Raw genomic sequence first — 21703 nt, 5'->3', positions numbered from 1 at the left:
CCACAGGCTATTTTATTTTATAGAACAAAATTCTAAGTTTAGAAACTGTCCCCAAAAGGGCGTGAGTGAGTAGACTTTATGGATGTAGAAAGAACCTTCCAATAAACTGTAAAAGTGGAAACGAAGGTTCTTTTCTCGAAAATTAATAGATGTAAAGCTTGGGTATGGATTCCGAAGTTAACTTTTTAAAACACCCTTCTTTTTAAACATTTTTTAACGACATGTTACTTTTTTAATAGGAAGAGTGTCTTATTACATATCAGGAAGAAGTTAGTCTTCATGCATATTTCGGAAAAACGCATCGATAATCAGATGAATACCTTGAAGAGAGGGAGGAGCCATATTGAGCAAAAAAATGGGATATATGTTATTAGGCGTTTTCTCTTTGCTGCTTGTCATTTTTTTATTCAACTGGCTTAGAACAAATACTGACAATTTCGGAATGCTGCAGAGCTTCTCTGTGACGATTAATAATCAATCGGATTATGATATCGTTTCGGTTGAAACTGGAATTATTTCAAGCCTTGAAAAGCATAGCTATGCAAAAATAATAAAAGCTGGCGACACGGTTCGAATAAAACCGCAATTGAAATTAACAGGTGAAGGTGCCGTATACTTGAAATATACGGATGACAGGGGAATGACGAAGGAGACTGTTGCTTGCGGTTATACAGAATCCCTTTCTGGGAGCACGAAGTTAACCGTTGATAATAATGGAGTTACAGAGAATGAACAAAAGTGTATGTAAAGCTTGTTGATCTCTCTAATGTGCAGTTCCGTATTATGCGATTTTAACTAAACGTAATGATAATAATGGTTAAACCCTTTTCTCATTTGTGAGATAAGGGTCTTTTTTGTGCGGATAATTGTCGACTGCTTTGGGTGGAACTCATCCCTTGTAAACTGTAAATCTCTAGTTAAAGTAATAAATATAACTATTATTTTTAGAGCACAATCTATATTTCTTCAGGTATTTTATTCCTTTCTGCTTTGATAAGATTTTTGTGTAAGCGTTATCAATTCGTATTAAGATAAGGGGGATGGAAATGCGAAGGAAGTTAAGTATGCTATTGGCGTTCATTTTGCTCTTCGGTATGCTGACGCCGATAGGAAGATTCGGGAACACAGCTCAAGCAGCATCTACAACAGTGCTTCAAAATGGGTTTGAGGATGGAAATGCTGGCAGCTGGCAGCCGTTTAATTGCAGCGGAGGCACTCCGCAGGCAGCCGTTTCTTCAGAGCAGGCCGCAACGGGATCAAAAGCTTTGAAGTTATCTGGGCGGGGGAGTGTTAGCTGCAGCCCGAGCATTGAGCTCAATGCTTTGCTTCAAGAGGGACATAGTTACGATATTTCGTTTAAAGTAAAGCTTGGAGCAGGTACAGATCAAGCGCATGTTACGATGAGAATGACCGATCAAACGAATAACTTTGATTGGATCGTGGGCAACCAAAACATTGATGATCAAAGCTGGACAACCTTCTCGAAAACATCGTATACGAGACCTACTGGCTCAAAAGCTATGACGATGTATTTGGAGACAGTTTCGTCGACTGCTGACGTGTTTATTGATGATCTCTTGATCGTAGATCATACACCAACTGAAAACCCTGGTAGTGGTGGAGGTACTCCGATTGGGCCATTGGAATTCGGCTATAACTTTGATGGCGGTACAGTAGTAGGCTGGAAACCAAGGGGAGAGGGCGTAGCCGTAGCGGTATCACAAGAACAGCAAAAGTCAGGCCAATACAGCTTGAAAACGACAGGCCGTTCGTTGGACTGGAACGGGCCGGCCGTTAGTGTATTCGACAAAATGACCAGAAATGCAAAATATGAGGTTACAGCTTTCGTCAAGCTTACTGAAACGCCTTCCGCTTCCAGAACGATAAAGTTATCGGCTGAACTGGATGCAAGTGGTTCATATAGCTGGGTAAGCATTGCCTCAGCAGCAGTAACTTCGACAGATTGGGTACAGCTTAAGGGGACATTTAGTTTCAATTCGAATTTAACAGATTTAAGCTTCTATGTTGAAAGTTCGGGTGTAAGTGACGCTTATTATATCGACGATATTAATGTCTTAATGATGGAACCGCCGCCTAAGACATCCCTACCTGTTCAGACAGATCTAGCGAAGCTGAAGGATGTTTATCAAAATTATTTCAAAGTAGGGGCAGCGCTAGAGCCGATTCAGCTTGAAGGGAAAAGCAGAGAACTTCTAGATATGCATTTCAGTTCAGTCGTTGCTGAGAATGCAATGAAGCCTGGTTCAATTAATTCAACAAAGGGAACTTACAATTTCGAGAGTGCGGATAGGCTTGCCAAATACGCAAGAGACAACAAAGTAAACATGCGATTCCACACGCTTGTGTGGCATGAACAAGCAGCAAACTGGATGTTTAACGATGATAATGGCACCGTATTGAGTCCAACTCCAGAAAACAAAGCGCTTGTTCTCAGTCGGCTAAAAGATTACTTAAGCGCAGTGGTACCAAGATATGCAGACGTCGCGACGGATTGGGATGTCGTGAATGAGGTCATTGATGAGGGCAGACCGAATGGTATGCGTAATAGTTTATGGTATCAATTAACAGGCGAAGATTTCATTAAAGTTGCCTTTACTGAAACGCGTAGATTGCTCGATGAGTTGTATGCGCAGGACCCGATAAAATATGCAAAGGCTAAGGATTCCAAGCTAGTTATTAATGATTACGGAACAAATAATCCGCAAAAAGCAAACTTTTTATTAACCCTTGTAAAGAGATTAAAAGCAGAAGGTGTGCCTATTGATTCGGTTGGCCACCAAACTCATATTAACATTAGCGGACCGTCAATTCAGCAAATTTCGAATTCAATTAAGATGTTCGGTGAGGCCGGCTTCGACAACCAATTAACTGAATTTGATGTCTCGGTTTATTCGAACAACACGGATGCCTATCAAGAAGTGCCTCAAGATTTGCTTGCCAAACAAGGTTACCGTTTTAAAGAGTTGTTCGAAGAATTGAAGAAATTGGATGATATGGGCAGGACAGCTGAAAATCCGGAAGGCTGGATAAGTAATGTTACCTTCTGGGGAATCGCTGACGACCATACATGGCTCCACAATCGTCCGGTCACTCGTCAAGACGCGCCATTTGCTTTCGATAAAAACTTCCAAGCGAAACCTGCTTATTGGGGAATGGTTGATCCAACGAAGCTGGTAGCGGTGAAGAAAACTGCAAATGCTGCAAATGGAAGTCCAAACCCAAGCAACATCAATGATATTTTCTGGAGTACAATTCCAGCTATTTCATTGGAGAAGAGCGGCGTATTAGAAGCTGCTATGAAAGTGCTGTGGGATGAAAATAATATCTATGTAAAGGCAATCGTGACTGATCCATCGAAATTTGCTGGTGATAAGGTCGATTTGTTCGTGAAGAGCGGAAATGAAATTAAAAAGGTACAGGTTGAAAGAGGGGCAGCTAACGCTGTAGAAACGAATAAAGGTTATACAATTACTGCTGCTATTCCGTTAAGCGGAAGCGCAGTGGACAGCAAAGTATCTTTTGATATTCGCGTCACAGATTCTGGTTCAGATGACGGTACTGAGCATGGCAAGAATGGCAGTATCATTTCGTGGAGCGATCTTGGAAACAATCAAGATCAGAATAGCAGCGGTTATGGCGAGTTGACGCTTATCTCAGGAACAAAAGTATCAACTGCAAAATACGGCACGCCTATTCTCGACGGTGAAATGGATGCAATGTGGGCGAGCGCCAGCAAGCTTGCTACCCAAGTTAAAGTAGAAGGCGGCGAAGGATCTAAAGCTGAATTTTATACGATGTGGGACGATAAGCATCTTTATGTTTATGCTTTGGTAACCGACAAAAAATTGTCGGATGCGAGTCCAAACCCATGGGAACATGATTCCATTGAAGTTTTCGTAGACCAAAACAATGGAAAAACTAGCGCTTATGAGGGTGATGATGGTCAATATCGAATTAATTACAAAAATCTGCATACGGTAGGCGGTCATGCCTCTCATGACAACTACACTTCGGTGACGAAGACAGTTTATGGGACTGATAATATTGCTACGGGTTACATTGTAGAGGCTGCAATCAACTTGGATTTGATCACTCCAAGCAACGAGACGATCATTGGTTTTGATCTTCAGGTCAACAATGACGATAACGGCACGGGTAAAAGAGATAGCGTATGGATGTGGAACGATCCAACAGGAAAGTCTTATGAGAACACCTCACGATTCGGTGTGCTTGTATTAGCTGGCAAGCCTAATGGCGGCGGAGACCCTAATCCTGGCGGCAACGGCAACACAGGCAGCATTCCTGCTAATAAACCAGGGGAAATTAATGTTACTATAGATGCGAACGGCAATGCTAAGGCATCTATCAGTGCTGCCGATGTGAAAGCTGCTATTGCAGATGCTAAAGCCGGTTTGTTGAAATTCCAGGCTAAAGCTGTGGATAAGGCGAAGCAGGTCGCTTTCAATATTTCTGTTGAGCAAGTTCAAGCTGCGAAAACGGCAGGTATTAAAACCATCGAATTCAACGCTGGCCTTGCTACTGTTCAATTGCCGATTTCATTATTCGAAGCCACTGAATCGACAGGAAATATTGAACTCATTGTTAATAAAATCGCAGCCGAGACAATGTCTAGCGAGGTTCGTGAACAGATTGGAACGAATGCGGTTTATGATTTCAGCTTAATCATTGGCGGCAAGATGATAAGCCAGTTTGGAAATGGTCTGTCTGTAGATGTATCTGTGCCTTACGAGTTGAAGAATGGCGAAAATGCAAATCAAATCGTCATATTGTATATTTCTGAGGATGGGAAGCTTGAAGTGCTTGCGAATAGCAGATACGATGCTGTTACAGGTATAGCCAAGTTTATTACGACTCATTTTAGTAAATATGCTGCTGTTTCAATCGATGTAAGCTTTAAAGATATAACTTCTGTTACATGGGCGAAAGACAGTATTATCGGGCTTGCAGCTCGTGGCATCGTTACGGGTGCATCTTCACAAGCTTTTGAGCCTAATCGTTCAGTGACGAGAGCAGAGTTTATCCATATGCTTATTCAAACGCTAAACCTGAAGCAAGCAGGAGCGATCAGCACATTCCATGATGTGAAGGAAGGCGCTTGGTATTATAATTCAGTTGCTTCAGCTCAGCAATTAGGCATTGTTACAGGGTTGTCAGATGGGACATTCGGCATTAATGACAAAATAAGCCGTCAGGATATGGCAGCAATGGCATACAGAGCGTTGCAGAAAGCGGGCATTCCGTTAGAACAAGTGAACGATAAAGCCCAGTTCAACGATGCAGCAGCTATAGCTGAATATGCCAAAGAGGCTGTAGACATGCTGCAAGCAGCGGGTACAATTAACGGCATGGGCAATGGCAGCTTTGCACCAAATCAAACGGCAAGCCGTGCACAAGCAGCTGTCATTTTATATCAGTTGCTGCAAAAATCTACGAAATAACTTCTATGAATTTCTAATAGAAATGAGTTAAAAAAGAGCCGATAAGATGTTTGTTGGGATATGAGTGCTGGACCCATTCGAGGTTGGCCCATATACAACTCTTCTTAACGGCTCTTGGTTTATTTTCCAACTAGAACGAAAACGTTGCCATCAGGGGCTTCGAATACAGCGACATGTCCTGACTCCGTAGCAAAGGGTGTTCTAATCCATTGAATTTCTTCATTTTTGCTTAACTCGTTGTGTGCTTCACGGACATCTTCAACCAGAATTTCAACTTCAGTAAATTTGTTGTCAGGATGATTGCTAAGAACAAGTTCAGAGCTGTCCTTCATTGGAAATTTTAGACCGATGATTTTCCAAACAAACCCATCCTCTAATGCTCGTTCTATTTTCCAGCTTTCAGTTAGACCCATCGTAGTGTAAAAGGCAAGAGATTTCTCAATTTCGATCGTGTGAATGCAAACGCATTCTAGTTTCTTAAACATAAGGTGCAACTCCTTTGTTATTAATGAGAACATATGTTCTTTAAAGAATTCTACTATTTTCCATATTGAAAAGCAACCATAATCAGTATTATACTTTTTATGAATTGGGGGAATATAGGCATGCTTGAATTCTTGTATCACTACTATGATGAATCGACTGGTCCATTTCGCAATTTATCAGACTTAAATCCCGAGGAAGCAGATCGTGTTTTAAACGAAATCATAGTTCAAAATAAAGGCTTCGCCAGCAAACGGTCCACGGATTATTTGAAAATTCGACGGAGTCTCGAATTAAAAGCAAGAGATTTATTTATAGATAAAGGCGGCATGCCCATTCGGAAGTTTCCCCATTATATGACTCTCGGGAAATGTCCATGGCTCTTAGAATGGTATCCAGCAGGTAAAGTACTGCAAGTTCCAATGTCGAATTTCGAGTCAAATACGATTAGTTTTACTTATGGAGATTTGTTTCCGACGATGAGGTTCCAAGACGGAAAGCCTTATCGAGGTCAGGTCTATACTATGAACGAGATCTTTGAAGTAGTAAGAGAATTTGGATTGCCACAAGAATGGAATGYCAAGGGAGAAAGAGGACCAGAAAGATACATCGAAGTGCAAGTGTGGGATGATGAACCGTTGAACAAATGGAAGTTATAGTTCGAAAAATGCAGCGAGACTTGACACCGAGATACACTTCCTGTATAAATACTTCTAAGCATATGAGTTAGAAATAACAACATTAGCGATTGGGACAGTAGTCTAGGACCGATAGTTGCAGCGAGCCGGGTTAGTGGAAGCCGGTACGGATGTCTTAGATGAAGCGGGCCCATGAAATGGTTTGCCGAAACGAACGAAGTTACTTAGTAGGCAAATCCGGTCATTGACCGTTACGAAAATGAGGGGTCAAGCTRCTTATCAGGCTTGGCACTTAGAGTGGTACCACGGGATCTTTATGGCTCTCGTCTCTTATTTTAGAGACGGGGGCCTTTTTTATTTTGATAATAGGAGGAATTACAATGATTCATAAGCTGATTATTGGAGCAATTGAAGAAATAACACAAGGCATGCTGGAAGAGGGACGTACAGAGCGACCTGAAAATCTCAAAATTGCGGTCGAGCATCCCGTTAACTTAGCGCATGGCGATTATAGCAGCAATATTGCGATGCAGCTTGCTAGGCTTTTAAAACGTGCACCTTCATTGATTGCAGACGACTTCAAACAAAAGTTAATCAAGCATCCAAGTCTTTCCTCATCCATAAAAAAGATTGAAATTGCTTCACCCGGGTTTCTTAACTTTTATGTGAATTGGTCTTGGTGGGCAGTCAATGCAGATCAGCTATCTTCGCAGAAAACGACAGTTAACAAAAAAGTGCTTGTTGAGCATACATCTATCAATCCAAATAAATCAGCGCATATTGGTCATTTGCGTAATTCCTGCGTAGGCGATACGATTGCGCGAATGCTCAGAAGGACGGGTCATCAGGTTGAGGTGCACAACTACATTGATGATCTAGGCAACCAATTAGCGGATACGGTGGTAGGCATTCTTCAGACAAAGTCGGTGCTGCCTTACGAGCGTTTTGGGGATTTTTGCTGGGATACGTATTCAAGCATTAATCGAGCTTATAAAGAGCAGCCAGAATTGCTTGAACAACGTACCAAGGTTCTTGCAGAGCTGGAAGAAGGGCATTCGAATGTAGCATGGATGGGCTTGTTGGTAGCAGAAAGAATTGTACGCGAGCATGTCGAGGAAATGAAGCAGTTTGGCATCACGTATGATGTTCTGGTGTGGGAAAGCAATATTGTGCGTGAAGGCTTCTGGGCTCGCGCGTTTGAACTGCTGCAGTCAACGGGAATATTCCGCAAGGAAACAGAAGGGAAGCTGAAGGGCTGTTATGTGCTGAAGCATTCTGATGAAAACGGAGAACAAGAGGAACAATCGGATTTCCACGCAGATAAAGTGCTCGTTCGCTCAAACGGAATTTTGACTTATACGGCCAAGGATATTGCTTACCATCTGTGGAAGTTTGGATTGCTCGATAACGATTTCCGTTACCAGAAGTTTTCTGATGGTCTGTGGTCAACGCATACGAGTGGTGTAAGGAAAAAAATCGGTCATGCGGATATGGTCATAAATGTAATTGATCAGCGCCAAGAGTATCCGCAGGCTATGGTTAAACAAGCATTGCTCGCTTTGGGTTTTCAGGAGCAAGCAGAGCAGTTAAAGCATGTCAGTTATGGTGTTGTTGCATTAAGCCCTAATACCGCAAATGGTTTAGGTATCGATACGTCAGACGGCAAGCATGCGTATGCGATGTCAGGCAGGCAAGGAATCGGCATAAAAATAGCGGATTTCTTAGTAAGAATGGAACAAATCATAGACGCAAAAAGATCCCGTAAAGGCGGCTTGGCAAGCCGTACAATAGCAGCAGCATCGATTCGTTATTACTTGCTTCGTTTTCATTTGCAAACAGAGGTTGTGTTTGATCTTGATCAAGCAACCGAAATATCCGGCAATACAGGTGTTTATCTGATGTATACGTATGCTCGCTCCAGCAGTATTTTGAAGAGAGCAGGCGACACTGAGTTTAACCCACAAGCTCTAGCTGAGATTAGCGATCTTGAGAATCAAGAGCATTCATTGCTGAGACATTTAGCTTATTGGCCAGAAACGCTAGAAGCTGCCGCTTTGGAGCTGTCTCCTAATCAGCTTTGTACGTATGTATATGAGCTTTCCGCATTGTTTAACCATTTCTACGCAACATGTCCTATTTTGAAGGTTGAAGGCTCAGCGAAAAGCTTGCGTATTTGGCTCACCGAGCGTTATAAGCAAACGATGCAGGATGCACTTCACATACTGGGACTTCCTGCGCCAAATAGAATGTAAACAGATGTTCCAATCATGCAATTGGCTTGCCCGTCATATAGTTTAACGCAGAGGTACAGGCATTAACAGCGATGAACGAAGGGCGGTGCTGCAAATGGAGCAGGTACATGATAATCAGGTAGAGGATAGCGACCTTACGATAGATTTTGCGGTTCAGGGCATGAGCTGTTCAGCTTGTGCGGCAAGAATAGAGAAAGCCGTCAGCAAAATGGATGGTGTTCAATTGGCTGCCGTCAGCTTTCCGCTTCGCACCGCTTGGGTGCAGTTTAAGCCTGAGCGGCTCGGAGCGAAACAAATTGCTGAGCGTGTCAAGCAATTAGGTTTTGAAGCGATGCTTAATGAGACAGCTAAAGAAGGCTTGCACAAGGAGCATCGTATATTGAAGCTGCGACTCATTGCTTCAGCGGTACTTACGGTACCGTTATTAACTGGGATGATGCAGCATCTGCCGTTTTTAAGGCCGATGCTTGATTATTTGCCTGCTTGGCTCACTATTCCATGGCTGCAGCTCATACTTGCCACGATTATTCAATTCGCTATAGGCTTGCCTTTTTATTTCGGCGCATATCATGCGGTACGCGAGCGAAGCGCCAATATGGATGTGCTTGTTGTTATTGGAACGACAGCCGCCTATCTGTACAGCCATTATGTCGTATTTCAGAACGGCTTGTTTCGGCCGCTCTCAGAGGTGGCTGCTCATGCACCGCCATTGTATTTTGAAACTTCTGCTGTCGTAATCACAGCTGTCCTGCTGGGTAAATACATTGAAGTTTCCGCCTCGCTGCGGGCGCAGCGCGGATCAGACGGCTTCGGCAAGCTGCAAAGTCAGACGGCGGCGGTTGAACGGGCAGGTGAAGTGATACATATTCAGACCGAATTTGTTAGAGCGGACGATATTGTTATCGTACAGGCTGGAGAAACGATTCCGGTCGATGGCATTGTATGCGGCGGTCACTCCGCAACCAACGAATCATTGCTAACAGGCGAGAGTCTGCCGATTGCAAAGCGGGAAGGCGATCAAGTGTGGGCGGGAACTTGGAATGAAAGCTCGCAGCTTCGCATTCGTACGAAGGCGGCAGGCCATGATACGATGCTCAACCGCATACAGGAGCTTGTTCGTCAAGCACAACGCTCGAAATCAGCCATTCAGCGAAATGTAGATGCGGCTGCAAGCTGGTTTGTTCCTGTTATGCTTCTCTTCGCCGTAGCAACGGTTTTCATGTGGGGATTATTTCTTGAGCCGGGCAATTGGAGCCGAGCATTCATCTGCGGCATTGCTGTTTTATTAGCAGCCTGTCCATGCGCGCTTGGTCTAGCCGCACCGATCTCACTTGTCATCGCAGCCAGCAGACTTGCGAAACAAGGCATTATTACGAAGGAAGCGGGTGCGCTAGAACGTTTGGCAAGTATTCAAACGATCATTTTTGATAAAACAGGAACATTAACGGAAGGCAAGCCTCATATAAGTGCTTCACTAGCTATTAAAGGAAGCCGTAATGCTTTGCTGAGATTGGCGGCAGCTGCTGAAGCGGACTCCACACATCCGCTTTCAAGAGCAATTGAGAAGGAGGCGGTCAGACTAGGGCTGATTATTCCGGCTTCCAGTCATCATGTCTTCACGCCAGGCGGAGGCGTTGAAGCGATAATTGAAAAGCAGCGCTTCGCTATCGGAAACGCTCGGTTTGCAGCAGAACGCCAATGGGCTTTGAGCGTCGATATCATTGCATTCGCAAGGCAGCGTGAGGATTTGGGTGAAACCGTGCTATATGCAGCAATAGACGATGAGATTGCTGGTGCAATGGCATTTAGCGATAAGATAAAGGAAAATGCGAGAGAGACAGTGAAAGAGCTTAAAAATTTAGGGGTTTCCGCTGTTCTAGCGACAGGTGATCACAAGGCGCCGGCATTTGCTGCTGCAAAAGCGGTTGGGATTACAAGCATACATGCTTCCATGCTTCCCGAGGGCAAACTGGCACTGGTGGAGCAGTTAAAGCGTCGCGGTAAACGAATCGCTATGGCAGGGGATGGATGGAATGATGCACCTGCACTAGCTGCTGCTGATGTTGGCTTAGCGATGGGTGAAGGAACCGATGCAGCTCTTAGCGCTGGCCATATGACATTGCTGTTCTCTCGTTTGCATGCCATTCCAGAAGCGATTCGAATTAGCCGATTAACGATTCGAAATGTGCGTCAAAATCTAACCTTTGCTTTCCTATACAATGTTATCGTCATCCCTTTTGCTGCTTTTGGTTTGCTTGAGCCTTGGATGGCTGGAACGGCGATGGCGCTTAGCTCTGTTTCTGTTGTAAGCAATGCGCTTCGGCTTTCTGGTCAGTTGCAAAGCAAGAGCCGGGTTGGTGCAAGCAGATGACGCTGACTTGGCAGCTGATTGGATTCATTATTTTAACAGGCTTATTCAGCGCACCTCATTGTATCGGTATGTGCGGGGGGATTGTATCAACCGTCTCATTAAATTCCTCAGCGCCAGTCAAAAAATCAATGCTTCTATATAATACAGGCCGCATTCTCTCTTATTCCTTATTAGGGGCTGTAATGGGAACAGTAGGTTCTTTTGTGGATGTCGCAGGTAAATTTGCAGGGGTTCAAGGATTGGCGTCCATTATTGGCGGCTGTTTCTTGCTGCTCTGGCTTTGGCGGAGATTTCAGCTGCCGCTCATGAACCGATTGTCTAGCTTTCTGCACAAAAGATTAGTAGGCGGTGCTTCTCGCTCTGCTAAGCAGGAAACGTTCCATTTGCTCGCAACTGGAATAGCCTTTGGATTTTTGCCATGCGGCTTAACTTATGCGATGCAAATGACGGCAGCCTCCACTGGCTCAGGACTTGAAGGAGCGGCTGTCATGGCCTTGTTTGGGCTATCGACTTTCCCTGCTTTAGCGGCTGCCGCGTCGATCGCTGCTTTTGCTAATAAGAAATGGCGGCGATTTATGCGTAAAGCAAGTGTAGTCACGGCGATTGCTGTGGGAGTCATCTCGATTTTGCGCGGGCTTGCGGTGAATGGTGTCATTCCGTCGATTAATCCATGGCTTTGGTAATTTGCTAATGAACCGCTCGCAGTAATCTGTCGATGGTATACGTTTGATCAACCGTCTTGAGTGTTAGAGTCGCTTTCCATGTGCCAGCCATCAGTGGTACGCCTTCGCCCGTATATGTTCCAGGATCAGCTTCCGTCATTTTAAACTCGTAATCGCCGCAAACCATATCCATCATCTCAAGCTTGACTGATAGCTCAGCTCCTTGTAATGGGGCGCCTGAGAGATCAGTAAGCTCGATTTTAAATAAGTTGTTGTGAAGCACCTTCGCTGGATAACCATCGATGGACCATTTAGCTTCGCCTTTGTCGAATACATGTTCAGTCATAGGCGGCGATAATTCTTCGCCTTTACGGAGCCAAGTAAAAACTATGCCAACGACAATTGCCACAACCAGTAAAATGATAGTGAATTTTAGCGTATTATAATTTGGTTTGTGTTCTGCTTTCATATTTAGGAAATAACCTCCTTTATGAGTTGCAAATTCTTTTGTTAGATTTCATAAAAAGAATGAGTGTTTGAACCGGATGTAGTATCTGTTTATGGAACGAGTGGATAGAAGAAAGTAAAAGCATAGCACGGGCGAAGAAGTCACAAGGAGAGGTAACGGACATCAGATACGCTATTGTGCTCATTTTCGCTGTTTTCGCAACCGTAACGGACATAGAAGCCCTTATTTTGCTCTAAGAGCTAGTTTTTAGTTCCCGTTTGCCTAAATAGCGGATCCTATGTCCGTTAGACTCAAATATGAGCCCAATTCTAGAAAATAGCGGAATGTATGTCCGTTAGGAGGTCTGAAGTGACTATTGCGAAAAGCTAACGGACCTCAGATACGTTATTGTGCTCATTTTTGCTATTTTCGCAACCGTAATGGACATAGAAGCCCTTATTTGGCTTTAAGAGTTAGTTTTAGGTCCCATTTGCCCAAATAGCGGATCCTATGTCCGTTAGATTCAAATATGAGCCCGATTGTTGAAAATAGCGTAATGTATGTCCGTTAGAGGTTTGAAGTGACTATTGCGAAAAGCTAACGGACATCAGATACGCTATTACGCTCATTTTGGCTGTATACGCAACCGTAAAGGACATAGAAGCCCCCTTATTTGGCTCCACCAGTTAGTTTTTAGCAGCCGTAAGCCCAAATAGCGGAGGATTCTATGTCCGTTAGCTTCAAATATGAGCCGGACTCTTGAAAATTACATCTTGCTGCTCAGTTCAGGCCAAGGCTAAACGCACTCATCATGGTTAAAAAAACGCGCGCTAAGAAATAGACCCATTACGTTACCTATGCGGCAAATGAGTGAAGCAGAACGTTGATAATTAGGATGAGTATGGCATGGATGTCATTAGACAAATAGAACAAGACGTTGTATAGTAACAACGGATCATTTTATAGATGATGGACGGGGATAGATGCACCATATCTTCACCTGCATGATCCGATATTGTTGGAGAAGCTGTTCGCTTAGCCTAATTAGAAAAAGCGTATACTAGCATTTCTGACTTAAGGTCGGGGATGCTATTTTTAATACGATATATGACGCAGGAGGAGTAAGGAAAATGAAAAGGTTACATAAAAGTACAATGAAAACGCTAGTAGGTTTGCTGCTCGTGATGATGCTCGTATTCACAGGAGCATGCGGTGCAAATAAGGACACAGTTAACGAGCCGGGAAAAACAACGAACAATGCTGGTCAAGCTGCAACTAACGAGCCATCCAAGGCGAATGAATCGACCGTTTATCCACTAACTTTAAAGGATGATACAGGTACGGAAATTACGTTTGAGCAAGAGCCAACTAAAATTGTCTCGCTTGCTCCTAGTGAAACCGAAGCTATTTATGCAATCGGCTCAGGTGACCGTGTGGTAGGTGTTGATGAGTCAAGCAACTATCCTGAGGAGGCGGCAAGCAAGGCAAAGGTTGGCGATATGACGACGAATATTGAAGCTGTTGCAGCTCTCAATCCGGATCTCGTGCTGGCGTCTTCTTCAATGAATGGAGAGGCAATCACGAAGCTCAGAGAACTGAAAATTCCGGTCTATGCGACAGACCCTCTCACGTATGATGCAGTTATTGCCAAAATCGAAAATTTAGGTCATATTATGAATAAACAATCCGAAGCGGCTGAGGTTGCAGGCCACATGCTTTCGGTGAAGCAACAAGTTTCGGATGCAGTTAAGAATGCAGTGAAAAAGAAAGTGTATTTAGAATTTTCCCCAGGCTGGACCGTTGGATCTGGCACATTCCTTGACGAATTGCTGGCACTGGCTGGCGGCGAGAATGTTGCTGGAGCTGCTCCAGGCTGGTATGAGGTGAGTGCAGAGTCGATTGTTACTCAGAATCCCGAGCTCATTATATACCCTGCATTGAAGGAGGAGCCGAATCCGATTGTTGTTGGCATTGAGAGCCGTCCAGGCTGGAATGTCATTGATGCGGTGAAAAATAAGCAAATGCATGCAGTAACGGAGGATCCGCTTGTTCGTGTAGGGCCGAGACTTGCAGATGGTTTGCTGGAGCTTGCGAAAGTGATTCACCCGGATCTCGTAAAATAATGATGACCTATAAATTAGTTTGGTATGGAGGAGCAGCTATGCTCCTTCTTGCTGTTTCTATCGTTGTAAGTTTGTCGATTGGCTCGGCTGGTATTTCCATTCGAGATGTTTGGGGTATTTTGCTTCATCAGCTGCCTTGGCTTGCCGATAACTCAGTCCCTTATACACCTGCCGAAATAGCGATCGTCACGCAAGTACGTCTATCGCGTATTTTGCTTGCCGTCCTCGTTGGAGCTTGTCTCGCACTTGCTGGCACGGGCTTTCAAGGGGTTCTTCGAAACCCGCTGGCTGATCCCTATACTCTAGGAGTGTCTTCGGGGAGCTCAGTTGGTGCATCATTCATTATTTTATTTGGCTTGCAGTCAGCGATTGGCATGTGGACGATACCGCTAGTTGCCTTTGCTACAGGAACCTTGACGCTGCTTGGTGTTTTTTGGTTGTCTCGCAACAAGGGTGTTATACATATTGAAACGCTAATTTTATCTGGGGTTATCATCCAGTCTTTTTTAGGCGCTTTTGTATCCTTCATGGTGTCCGTCTCAGAGGGCGTCGTGAATCAAATTTTGTTCTGGTTAATGGGGTCGCTTGCGATGAGAAGCTGGGAACATGTATATATGCTTATTCCTTTTCTCGCGGTAGGCTTTCCACTTCTGCTTGCATATGGGCAATCTCTCAATTTATTTGTACTGGGGGAACGCCATGCAGCGCATCTTGGCATCCGTGTCGAGAGAACGAAGCTGATCGTCTTAATCAGCTCTACCTTGCTGACGGCAGCAGCAGTCTCTGTTTCTGGTGTAATTGGTTTTGTTGGACTCGTGGTTCCACATCTCATTCGTTTGCTCGTTGGCCCCGACTATCGATTAATTACCCCTTTATCGGCTATCGGTGGAGGCATATTTATTTTATGGGCTGATACGCTTGCGCGCATGGCGCTGACGCCTAAGGAAATACCGCTTGGCGTTGTTACGGCTCTGCTTGGTGCGCCATTTTTTGCGTATTTGCTGCATCGGCGGAAGCTGAAGCAAGGAGGGGCGTTATGATTGAGGTGCGCAGCATCGTTCAGACGGTGCAAGGGAGGACTGTGCTCAATAAGCTTTCCTGCTCATTTCAAAAAGGGCGGATGTACGGTGTTATTGGACCTAATGGTGTTGGCAAATCAACGCTGCTGCATGTATTGTCAGGCGTTGAACAGCCGGTGCAAGGTGAAGTTTTATTCGAGGGGCAGAGCATCTCGGCATATCCAAGAAAGCAAATCGCACAAAGGATGGCGGTTTTGCAGCAAAGCGGTTTGCCTCAGGTAGGATTCTCTGTGCGTGAGGTTGTTAGCATGGGAAGATACCCTTTCCAAAACTGGCTTGGCAGCGATAAACATGATTCAGAGGAAATTATTGATAAAGCGATAATGACCATGGGACTCGAAGAGCTATCGCATCGCAAAATGGATCAACTAAGCGGCGGTGAACGTCAACGTGTTGCATTGGCAAAGGTTATGGCGCAGGAGCCATCTATTATATTATTGGACGAGCCGACGACTTATTTGGACATTGGTTACCAAATTCAGCTTTTGGATACGGTACGTGCTTGGCAGCGTGATCGTGAACTGACCGTTATTGCCGTCTTGCATGATCTTAATTTGGCTTCGCTTTATTGCGATGAGCTTGTCGTTCTTCATGAAGGCAAAGTTGCAGCAGCTGGAACACCCAGGGCGGTCATAACTGCAGATCTTATTAAGCAGGTTTATCAGGCGGATACAACTGTGATCGCCCATCCTGTTACGGGTGCTCCGCAAATATTGCTCCAACCGAATATGAAAATATAAAAGCTTATAATACGCTTGAAGGAGTTATGAAATTGAAACATGCATTGGAAACTCAGCTTGCAGAGACGATCAAACAAATCAAACCATTTAATGAAGAGGCAGCAGAATTAGCTGTGAAGCATTCTGATTCATTGACGAAACCGCCAGGCAGCCTCGGCAAGCTAGAGACAATCGCCAGGCAGCTTGCCGGTATTACAGGCGAGCTGTGGCCGGATTTGTCACATAAAGCCGTTATTGTCATGGCGGGTGATCATGGTGTATGCGATGAAGGAGTCAGTGCGTTTCCACAAGCGGTGACACCACAAATGGTGCTAAACTTTCTCAGCGGAGGAGCAGCTGTCAATGTGCTGGCAAGACAAGCTGGCGCAGATGTTGTTTGTGTGGATATTGGTGTAAATGCGGATTTGGAGCATGAGCAGCTAGTAAGCCGTAAAGTGGTGCGGGGAACAGCCAATATGGCCAAGCAGCCAGCGATGATTCGCGAAGAAGCCATCCAAGCTATTATTGTTGGCATTGAAGTGGTTAACGAGCAGGTGCAGCGCGGCTGCCGCTTGTTTGCAACAGGCGAAATGGGTATTGGCAATACGACAGCCAGTGCAGCGTTAACGACCGTATTGACAGGCCTATCTCCTGAGGAATCAGTTGGCCGAGGAACTGGCATAAATGATGAAAGCTGGGCAAATAAAGTGCAGGTAGTCAAACGCGCAATTGCTGTCAACGAGTTGGACCGCGCTAGTGTCGATCCAATCGATGTGCTGGCTAAGGTTGGCGGTGCAGAAATCGCAGGGCTTGTTGGCGTTATTATCGGAGCTGCAGCAAACGGCTGCCCAGTCGTCATCGACGGTTATATTTCATCTGCTGCGGCGCTTGTCGCATCGCGGATAGCGGAGCAGACGCTTCCCTTTATGATTGCTTCCCACCTCTCTCAAGAGCAAGGCCATTTGAAGCTGCTTGAATCGATAGGTTTGCTTCCCATGATGCAGCTGGAGATGCGGCTTGGCGAAGGCACTGGTGCTGTATTATGTTTTCATTTTATAGACGCTGCGCTCCATCTCATGAATGAAATGGCAACATTTGAGAGTGCAGGCGTATCCAAAGGTTAGGTGAGCGTGAATGGCAATTCTAGTAACGGGCGGAGCAAGAAGCGGGAAGAGCGGATTTGCCGAGCAGTATGCGATGAGGGTTGCAGCCCGTGGATTTTATATTGCGACCTGTCAGCCGTATGATACGGAGATGCGCGAGCGAATAGGAAAACATCGCAAGGATCGTGAAGATGCAGGCTTCCGCTGGCAGACCATCGAAGATCCGCATGAAGCAGCAAATGAGCTTTACAGATTGAAAGAGCAAATCGATAAAGAAATTTCAAACGGACAGCAGCCTGCTGTCGTATTGCTCGATTGCTTAACGTTATGGCTGACGAATTGGCTTATGCGAATAGAACAAGAATCGTATGAAGATACGAGGCTGAAAATGGAGCAGCAGAAACTTCTCGAAGCTATTAACAACTATCCATATCCATTAATCATTGTAACCAATGAGGTAGGAGATGGCATTGTTCCGGCATATCCTCTAGGCAGGCTTTTTCGAGACGAGGCGGGGAGGTTCAACCAACAGATTGCTGCGATATGCGAGCGGGTTTTTCTCGTCACCGCAGGCATTCCAGTTGAATTGAAATCGCAAGCTTTTAACTGGGATCAATTATGATGATTTATTCAATAAAGGAGCTCCTGCTCCTCGCAGCAGCAGCCATTGCAATAGATTGGATCGTTGGTGATCCGAAATGGCCAACTCATCCCGTCATCTGGATAGGTAGGCTCATTCGACTGCTGGAACGTTTGCTTGCTCCAGAACGATTGAAGGAACATCCGGCTGCTGTAAGAGTTTTAGGTGTAGTGTTGACCGTTGTCACACTCGTTGTGAGCTGCGGCGCAATGTGGTTCATTATTTGGGCGGCAGATGCTATACATACTTGGCTAGGCTATGCGGTGAGCGCATGGTTTATTTCTACAACACTAGCGGTGAAGGGCTTAAAGGAAGCAGCCATGCTCGTTTATCATCCATTAGTGGAAGGCAGATTAGATGAAGCACGTAAATATGTTGGTTATATCGTAGGCCGAGATACTGCAAAGCTGGATGAGCGGGAGGCATCGCGCGCTGCAATTGAGACGGTTGCTGAAAATACGGTAGATGCGCTCGTGTCACCGTTGTTGTTCGCTTTAATTGGAGGCGCACCGCTTGCAATGCTCTACCGTGCAACGAATACGCTGGATTCCATGGTCGGATATCGCAATGAAAAATATAAGTATTTTGGCTGGTGCTCGGCACGGACGGATGATGTGTTAAATTATATCCCTGCAAGAATAACTGGCGTTTTGCTTACGCTGTCTTCGCTGTTTGATCAGAGAATGAAGGCGAAGCAGGCGTGGCTTGCCATTCGCACGTTTGCTCATTTTCATCCTAGTCCAAATAGCGGCATACCGGAATCAGCGGTTGCAGGGGCGCTAGGCATTGAGCTTGGCGGTATGAATTCGTATTTTGGCGTAATCAGTGAACGAGCAAGGATGGGATGGCCAACTCGCCAACTGGAACCAAACGATATTGTACTAAGCGTGCGGTTACTGTACAGCGTTAGTTTTATATTATTTGCGGGGGTGATCGCCGTATGGTTCGTCGTGAATTAAAGCTGCATTTCCAAGCACTTATTGCTGCTTTTCAATTTCTAACTCGTTTTCCAGTTCCCATCACGGTTCCTTTCCAAGGATCTGTTCTCTCGCGAAGTGTCGTATATTTCCCTGTAGCTGGTGCGTTTATCGGTATCTGTCTCCTTGCATGTACGTGGCTGCTAGCATTATTTGTCCCTGCTTGGCCATGTGCTGTACTGATTCTTGCGATATGGACTGCATTAAGCGGGGGCCTGCATTTGGACGGTTGGATGGATACTGCAGACGGCGTGCTGAGTCACCGCTCTCGCGAGCGTATGCTAGAGATTATGAAGGATAGCCGAGTAGGAGCGATGGGCGTCATTGCCGCAGTATTGCTCCTTCTTCTCAAAGCATCGTTATTAGCAGAACTGCTGAATGGTGGCCATTTTGAGCAATATGGACCACTGCTTATCATCGCGCCGATTTGGAGCCGTGCTTGGATGAGTGCAGCTATTGCAGGGTGGCCGAATGCCCGTCAGGGTGACGGGATTGCTGTTTTATTTAATGAGGTCAAATGGCCGCAGGCGACTGCTTCTTTTGTGATGGCAGCCATTCTTTCTGTCCTTACTTTTTGGATCGCCGGCACCGGTACAAACGTAGCATTAATAATGCTGCTTATTATCGTCATCTTAACGATTTGCTGTGGTGGTTTTATAGCAGCATGGTTAAATCGGAAGCTTGGCGGATTAACTGGGGATACATATGGTGCGATGAACGAAGCGATTGAAGCGTTATTGCTGCTTGCGGCGGTCATCTGGTTATATGCGCAATAGAAAAGGAGTTGTTTTTGTAAAATGTTAGAAAGATATGGTCATGGCGGCGATTTGCGGACCGCGGAAGAAGCGTTCGATATACCTGCGCATAAATTTGTTGATTTCAGCTCGAATATGAATCCGCTAGGAGCGCCGTTAAGCGTTAAACAAGCGCTTCTTACCTATGCAGATATGATAGAGCAATATCCTGATCCAGCCGTTCGCGGCCTAAGAAAGAAGCTTGCTGAACTACATAATATTGATGCTCAATCCATCGTAGTAGGAAATGGAGCGGCAGAACTAATCGATCTTATCGTCCGTACGCTGCAACCAAAGTTAACGACGCTTGCCATTCCGTGCTTTGATGAATATGGCGATGCCATTCGGAAAATTGGCGGAGCTGTGTATGAAATTAAATTATCATCTCACATGCAATTTAAGCTTAGCTTGGATTCCGAGCATTTATGCGAAGCGGCCGCAACAGGATCATTAGTTATGCTCGGTTCGCCAAACAATCCAACGGGTCAGCTCGTAGATCCAGAGCTAATTCGAGCACTCTTAAGTAAAGGAGCCTACGTCGTAGTTGACGAGGCGTTTATGGATTTTGTGCCTGATGAAGCACGGTACAGCCTTGTTCAAGAAGCAACTAAGCATGAACGGTTGTTCGTCATCCGCTCAATGACAAAATTTTATGCGATACCCGGCATTCGACTTGGATATATCGTTGGCATGCCTAGAACGATAAGCGGTTTGCGACGCTTGCAAATACCATGGAGCGTTAATTCTTTAGCGCAGTTGATTGGGGAAACGGTGCTGGATGAGAAGGATTATGCAGAGCGTACACTTGCTTGGTTAGAGCAGGAAAGACCTTGGCTCATGTCTGAGCTTGAGGCGATCGGCTTTGAAGTTAACCCAAGTGCGGCCAATTATTTGCTCATTCGGATTCCGAGCGATGCGGGTCTCAGTGCCAGCATGCTTCAGCTTGAGATGGGCAAGCAGGGGGTGCTTATTCGCGATGCATCGAGATTTGCAGGGCTTGATCATACGTATATCCGGGTTGCCATTAAACTTCGGCAGCAAAATGAACAGCTGATCGCTGCTTTTAAGCATTGCTTGAAATGGAATGAAAACCAAATCGGATAAGGAAATTTGAACGAATTGCAAAGTTCCTATCCATTCCAAATTAAACTCATGCATAAGCTTCTGTGACAGCCAAAGGAGGGAAAGCATTGACACAGCCCTTTCGCAAAGACCAGCATTATTATCAATCACAGCTGTGGTGCGGCGTAAGCTTACAGCTCCTTGAGGACCGCATTGAAGCAAGCAGCAATGTTCCTTTGTATGCGCTAAGCAGCGCGATTCATCCGGGCGGCTTTTCTTATACCAATCGTATTGTTAATTGGAAAGTTCCGCTTACTTATCAATGTGAAGATCCTGTTCTCGACATCATTAATCAATGTACGGAATGGGGCTGCGAACCAGAAGCTACTGTAGGATTATTAACAGCAGCGAAGCTGACACATGCATCAATCACTGAAATGGAAGGCGATCGGTTTAAGCTTATCTGCTGTACGACGGTAGGCACACGAAATGCAGCAAGATCTGGTATGCCGCGAAGTACCTTCTCTGCTTATTCTCCAGGAACGATCAATATTGTTATTTTAATCGATGGTCAAATGACTGAATCAGCTATGGTGAATGCGGTCATAACAGCAACTGAAGCAAAAACAGCAGCATTACAGCATTTAGGCATCGTTGAGATGGAAACAGGACAATCAGCTACGGGGACGACAACGGATGCCATTGTCGTAGCGGTTAGTCAAGCAGCAAGCTGGAATGCGGTTCATGCGTATGCTGGTGCAGCTACGACAATTGGGTGCGCGATTGGAGAAGCGGTCTATGAGACTGTACTAGAAGCAACACGAACGCAGCATGATGACTAAGGATTAACGACCTTCGCCATAATTTCTATA

17 protein-coding genes and 1 other annotated feature are annotated in these 21703 nt (G+C 45.2%); of the genes, 15 read left to right on the top strand and 2 right to left on the bottom strand.

Annotated elements, in window-relative coordinates; translation table 11 throughout:
* The first annotated feature begins 343 nt into the window (after positions 1-343).
* Entirely contained in the window at positions 344-748 is a 405-nt protein-coding gene (locus tag AB4Z50_RS28505; RefSeq protein ID WP_441884692.1) for a hypothetical protein, read from the top strand.
* A 298-nt stretch (positions 749-1046) separates the two neighbouring features.
* A complete protein-coding gene (locus AB4Z50_RS28500; protein ID WP_441884690.1) occupies positions 1047-5480 on the top strand; it encodes an endo-1,4-beta-xylanase in 4434 nt (1477 codons plus the stop codon).
* Between the two features lie 119 nt (positions 5481-5599).
* Here the strand turns inward: AB4Z50_RS28500 and AB4Z50_RS28495 are convergent, their stop codons facing one another.
* Positions 5600-5965: a VOC family protein gene (locus AB4Z50_RS28495; RefSeq protein ID WP_441884688.1), complete on the bottom strand. Its 366-nt coding sequence runs from the start codon at positions 5963-5965 to the stop codon at positions 5600-5602.
* A gap of 120 nt (positions 5966-6085) precedes the next feature.
* Between AB4Z50_RS28495 and AB4Z50_RS28490 the strand changes: the two genes are divergently transcribed.
* The 4 genes from AB4Z50_RS28490 to AB4Z50_RS28475 all read left to right on the top strand — a co-directional run bounded on the left by AB4Z50_RS28490 (position 6086) and on the right by AB4Z50_RS28475 (position 11907).
* Positions 6086-6622 carry a hypothetical protein gene (locus AB4Z50_RS28490; RefSeq protein ID WP_441884686.1) on the top strand — a complete coding sequence of 179 codons (537 nt, stop codon included), beginning with the start codon at positions 6086-6088 and terminating at the stop codon, positions 6620-6622.
* A gap of 76 nt (positions 6623-6698) precedes the next feature.
* Positions 6699-6935, top strand: a binding site (T-box leader).
* A gap of 46 nt (positions 6936-6981) precedes the next feature.
* Entirely contained in the window at positions 6982-8853 is a 1872-nt protein-coding gene (locus AB4Z50_RS28485) for an arginine--tRNA ligase (RefSeq protein WP_441884684.1), read from the top strand.
* A gap of 94 nt (positions 8854-8947) precedes the next feature.
* Complete coding sequence (locus AB4Z50_RS28480; RefSeq protein ID WP_441884682.1) at positions 8948-11224, top strand: heavy metal translocating P-type ATPase; 2277 nt, start codon at positions 8948-8950, stop codon at positions 11222-11224.
* The gene (locus tag AB4Z50_RS28475) at positions 11221-11907 is read left to right on the top strand and encodes a sulfite exporter TauE/SafE family protein (RefSeq protein WP_441884680.1); all 687 of its coding nucleotides are present in this window, start codon (positions 11221-11223) and stop codon (positions 11905-11907) included. The genes AB4Z50_RS28480 and AB4Z50_RS28475 overlap by 4 nt, the downstream gene beginning before the upstream one ends.
* 4 nt (positions 11908-11911) lie before the next feature.
* On the opposite strand, the gene AB4Z50_RS28470 is transcribed toward AB4Z50_RS28475, so the two are convergent.
* A complete protein-coding gene (locus AB4Z50_RS28470; RefSeq protein WP_441884678.1) occupies positions 11912-12355 on the bottom strand; it encodes a FixH family protein in 444 nt (147 codons plus the stop codon).
* Between the two features lie 1109 nt (positions 12356-13464).
* Between AB4Z50_RS28470 and AB4Z50_RS28465 the strand changes: the two genes are divergently transcribed.
* From AB4Z50_RS28465 to AB4Z50_RS28425, 9 genes are all read left to right on the top strand, one after another.
* Positions 13465-14457, top strand: a complete 993-nt coding sequence (locus AB4Z50_RS28465; protein ID WP_441884676.1) for an ABC transporter substrate-binding protein — start codon at positions 13465-13467, stop codon at positions 14455-14457.
* Positions 14458-14459: 2 nt separating this feature from the next.
* The gene (locus AB4Z50_RS28460; RefSeq protein WP_441884674.1) at positions 14460-15497 is read left to right on the top strand and encodes a FecCD family ABC transporter permease; all 1038 of its coding nucleotides are present in this window, start codon (positions 14460-14462) and stop codon (positions 15495-15497) included.
* Positions 15494-16276 (top strand): heme ABC transporter ATP-binding protein, encoded by a 783-nt coding sequence (locus AB4Z50_RS28455; RefSeq protein ID WP_441884672.1) that lies wholly within the window; start codon positions 15494-15496, stop codon positions 16274-16276. Before AB4Z50_RS28460 ends, AB4Z50_RS28455 begins: the two co-directional genes overlap by 4 nt.
* 26 nt (positions 16277-16302) lie before the next feature.
* Complete coding sequence (gene cobT / locus AB4Z50_RS28450) at positions 16303-17379, top strand: nicotinate-nucleotide--dimethylbenzimidazole phosphoribosyltransferase (protein ID WP_441884670.1); 1077 nt, start codon at positions 16303-16305, stop codon at positions 17377-17379.
* A gap of 10 nt (positions 17380-17389) precedes the next feature.
* Complete coding sequence (gene cobU, locus AB4Z50_RS28445; RefSeq protein ID WP_441884668.1) at positions 17390-17980, top strand: bifunctional adenosylcobinamide kinase/adenosylcobinamide-phosphate guanylyltransferase; 591 nt, start codon at positions 17390-17392, stop codon at positions 17978-17980.
* Positions 17977-18957: an adenosylcobinamide-phosphate synthase CbiB gene (cbiB, locus tag AB4Z50_RS28440; RefSeq protein ID WP_441884666.1), complete on the top strand. Its 981-nt coding sequence runs from the start codon at positions 17977-17979 to the stop codon at positions 18955-18957. The genes cobU and cbiB overlap by 4 nt, the downstream gene beginning before the upstream one ends.
* A complete protein-coding gene (gene cobS, locus AB4Z50_RS28435) occupies positions 18939-19751 on the top strand; it encodes an adenosylcobinamide-GDP ribazoletransferase (protein ID WP_441884664.1) in 813 nt (270 codons plus the stop codon). Before cbiB ends, cobS begins: the two co-directional genes overlap by 19 nt.
* A gap of 21 nt (positions 19752-19772) precedes the next feature.
* Positions 19773-20873 (top strand): threonine-phosphate decarboxylase CobD, encoded by a 1101-nt coding sequence (gene cobD, locus AB4Z50_RS28430; RefSeq protein WP_441884662.1) that lies wholly within the window; start codon positions 19773-19775, stop codon positions 20871-20873.
* A gap of 86 nt (positions 20874-20959) precedes the next feature.
* Complete coding sequence (locus AB4Z50_RS28425) at positions 20960-21673, top strand: adenosylcobinamide amidohydrolase (protein WP_441884660.1); 714 nt, start codon at positions 20960-20962, stop codon at positions 21671-21673.
* The last annotated feature ends 30 nt before the right edge of the window (positions 21674-21703 follow it).

Source organism: Paenibacillus sp. 2TAB26 (assembly GCF_052115145.1).
GTDB lineage: Bacteria > Bacillota > Bacilli > Paenibacillales > Paenibacillaceae > Pristimantibacillus.
This window is presented reverse-complemented; position numbering and strand designations above follow the sequence as displayed.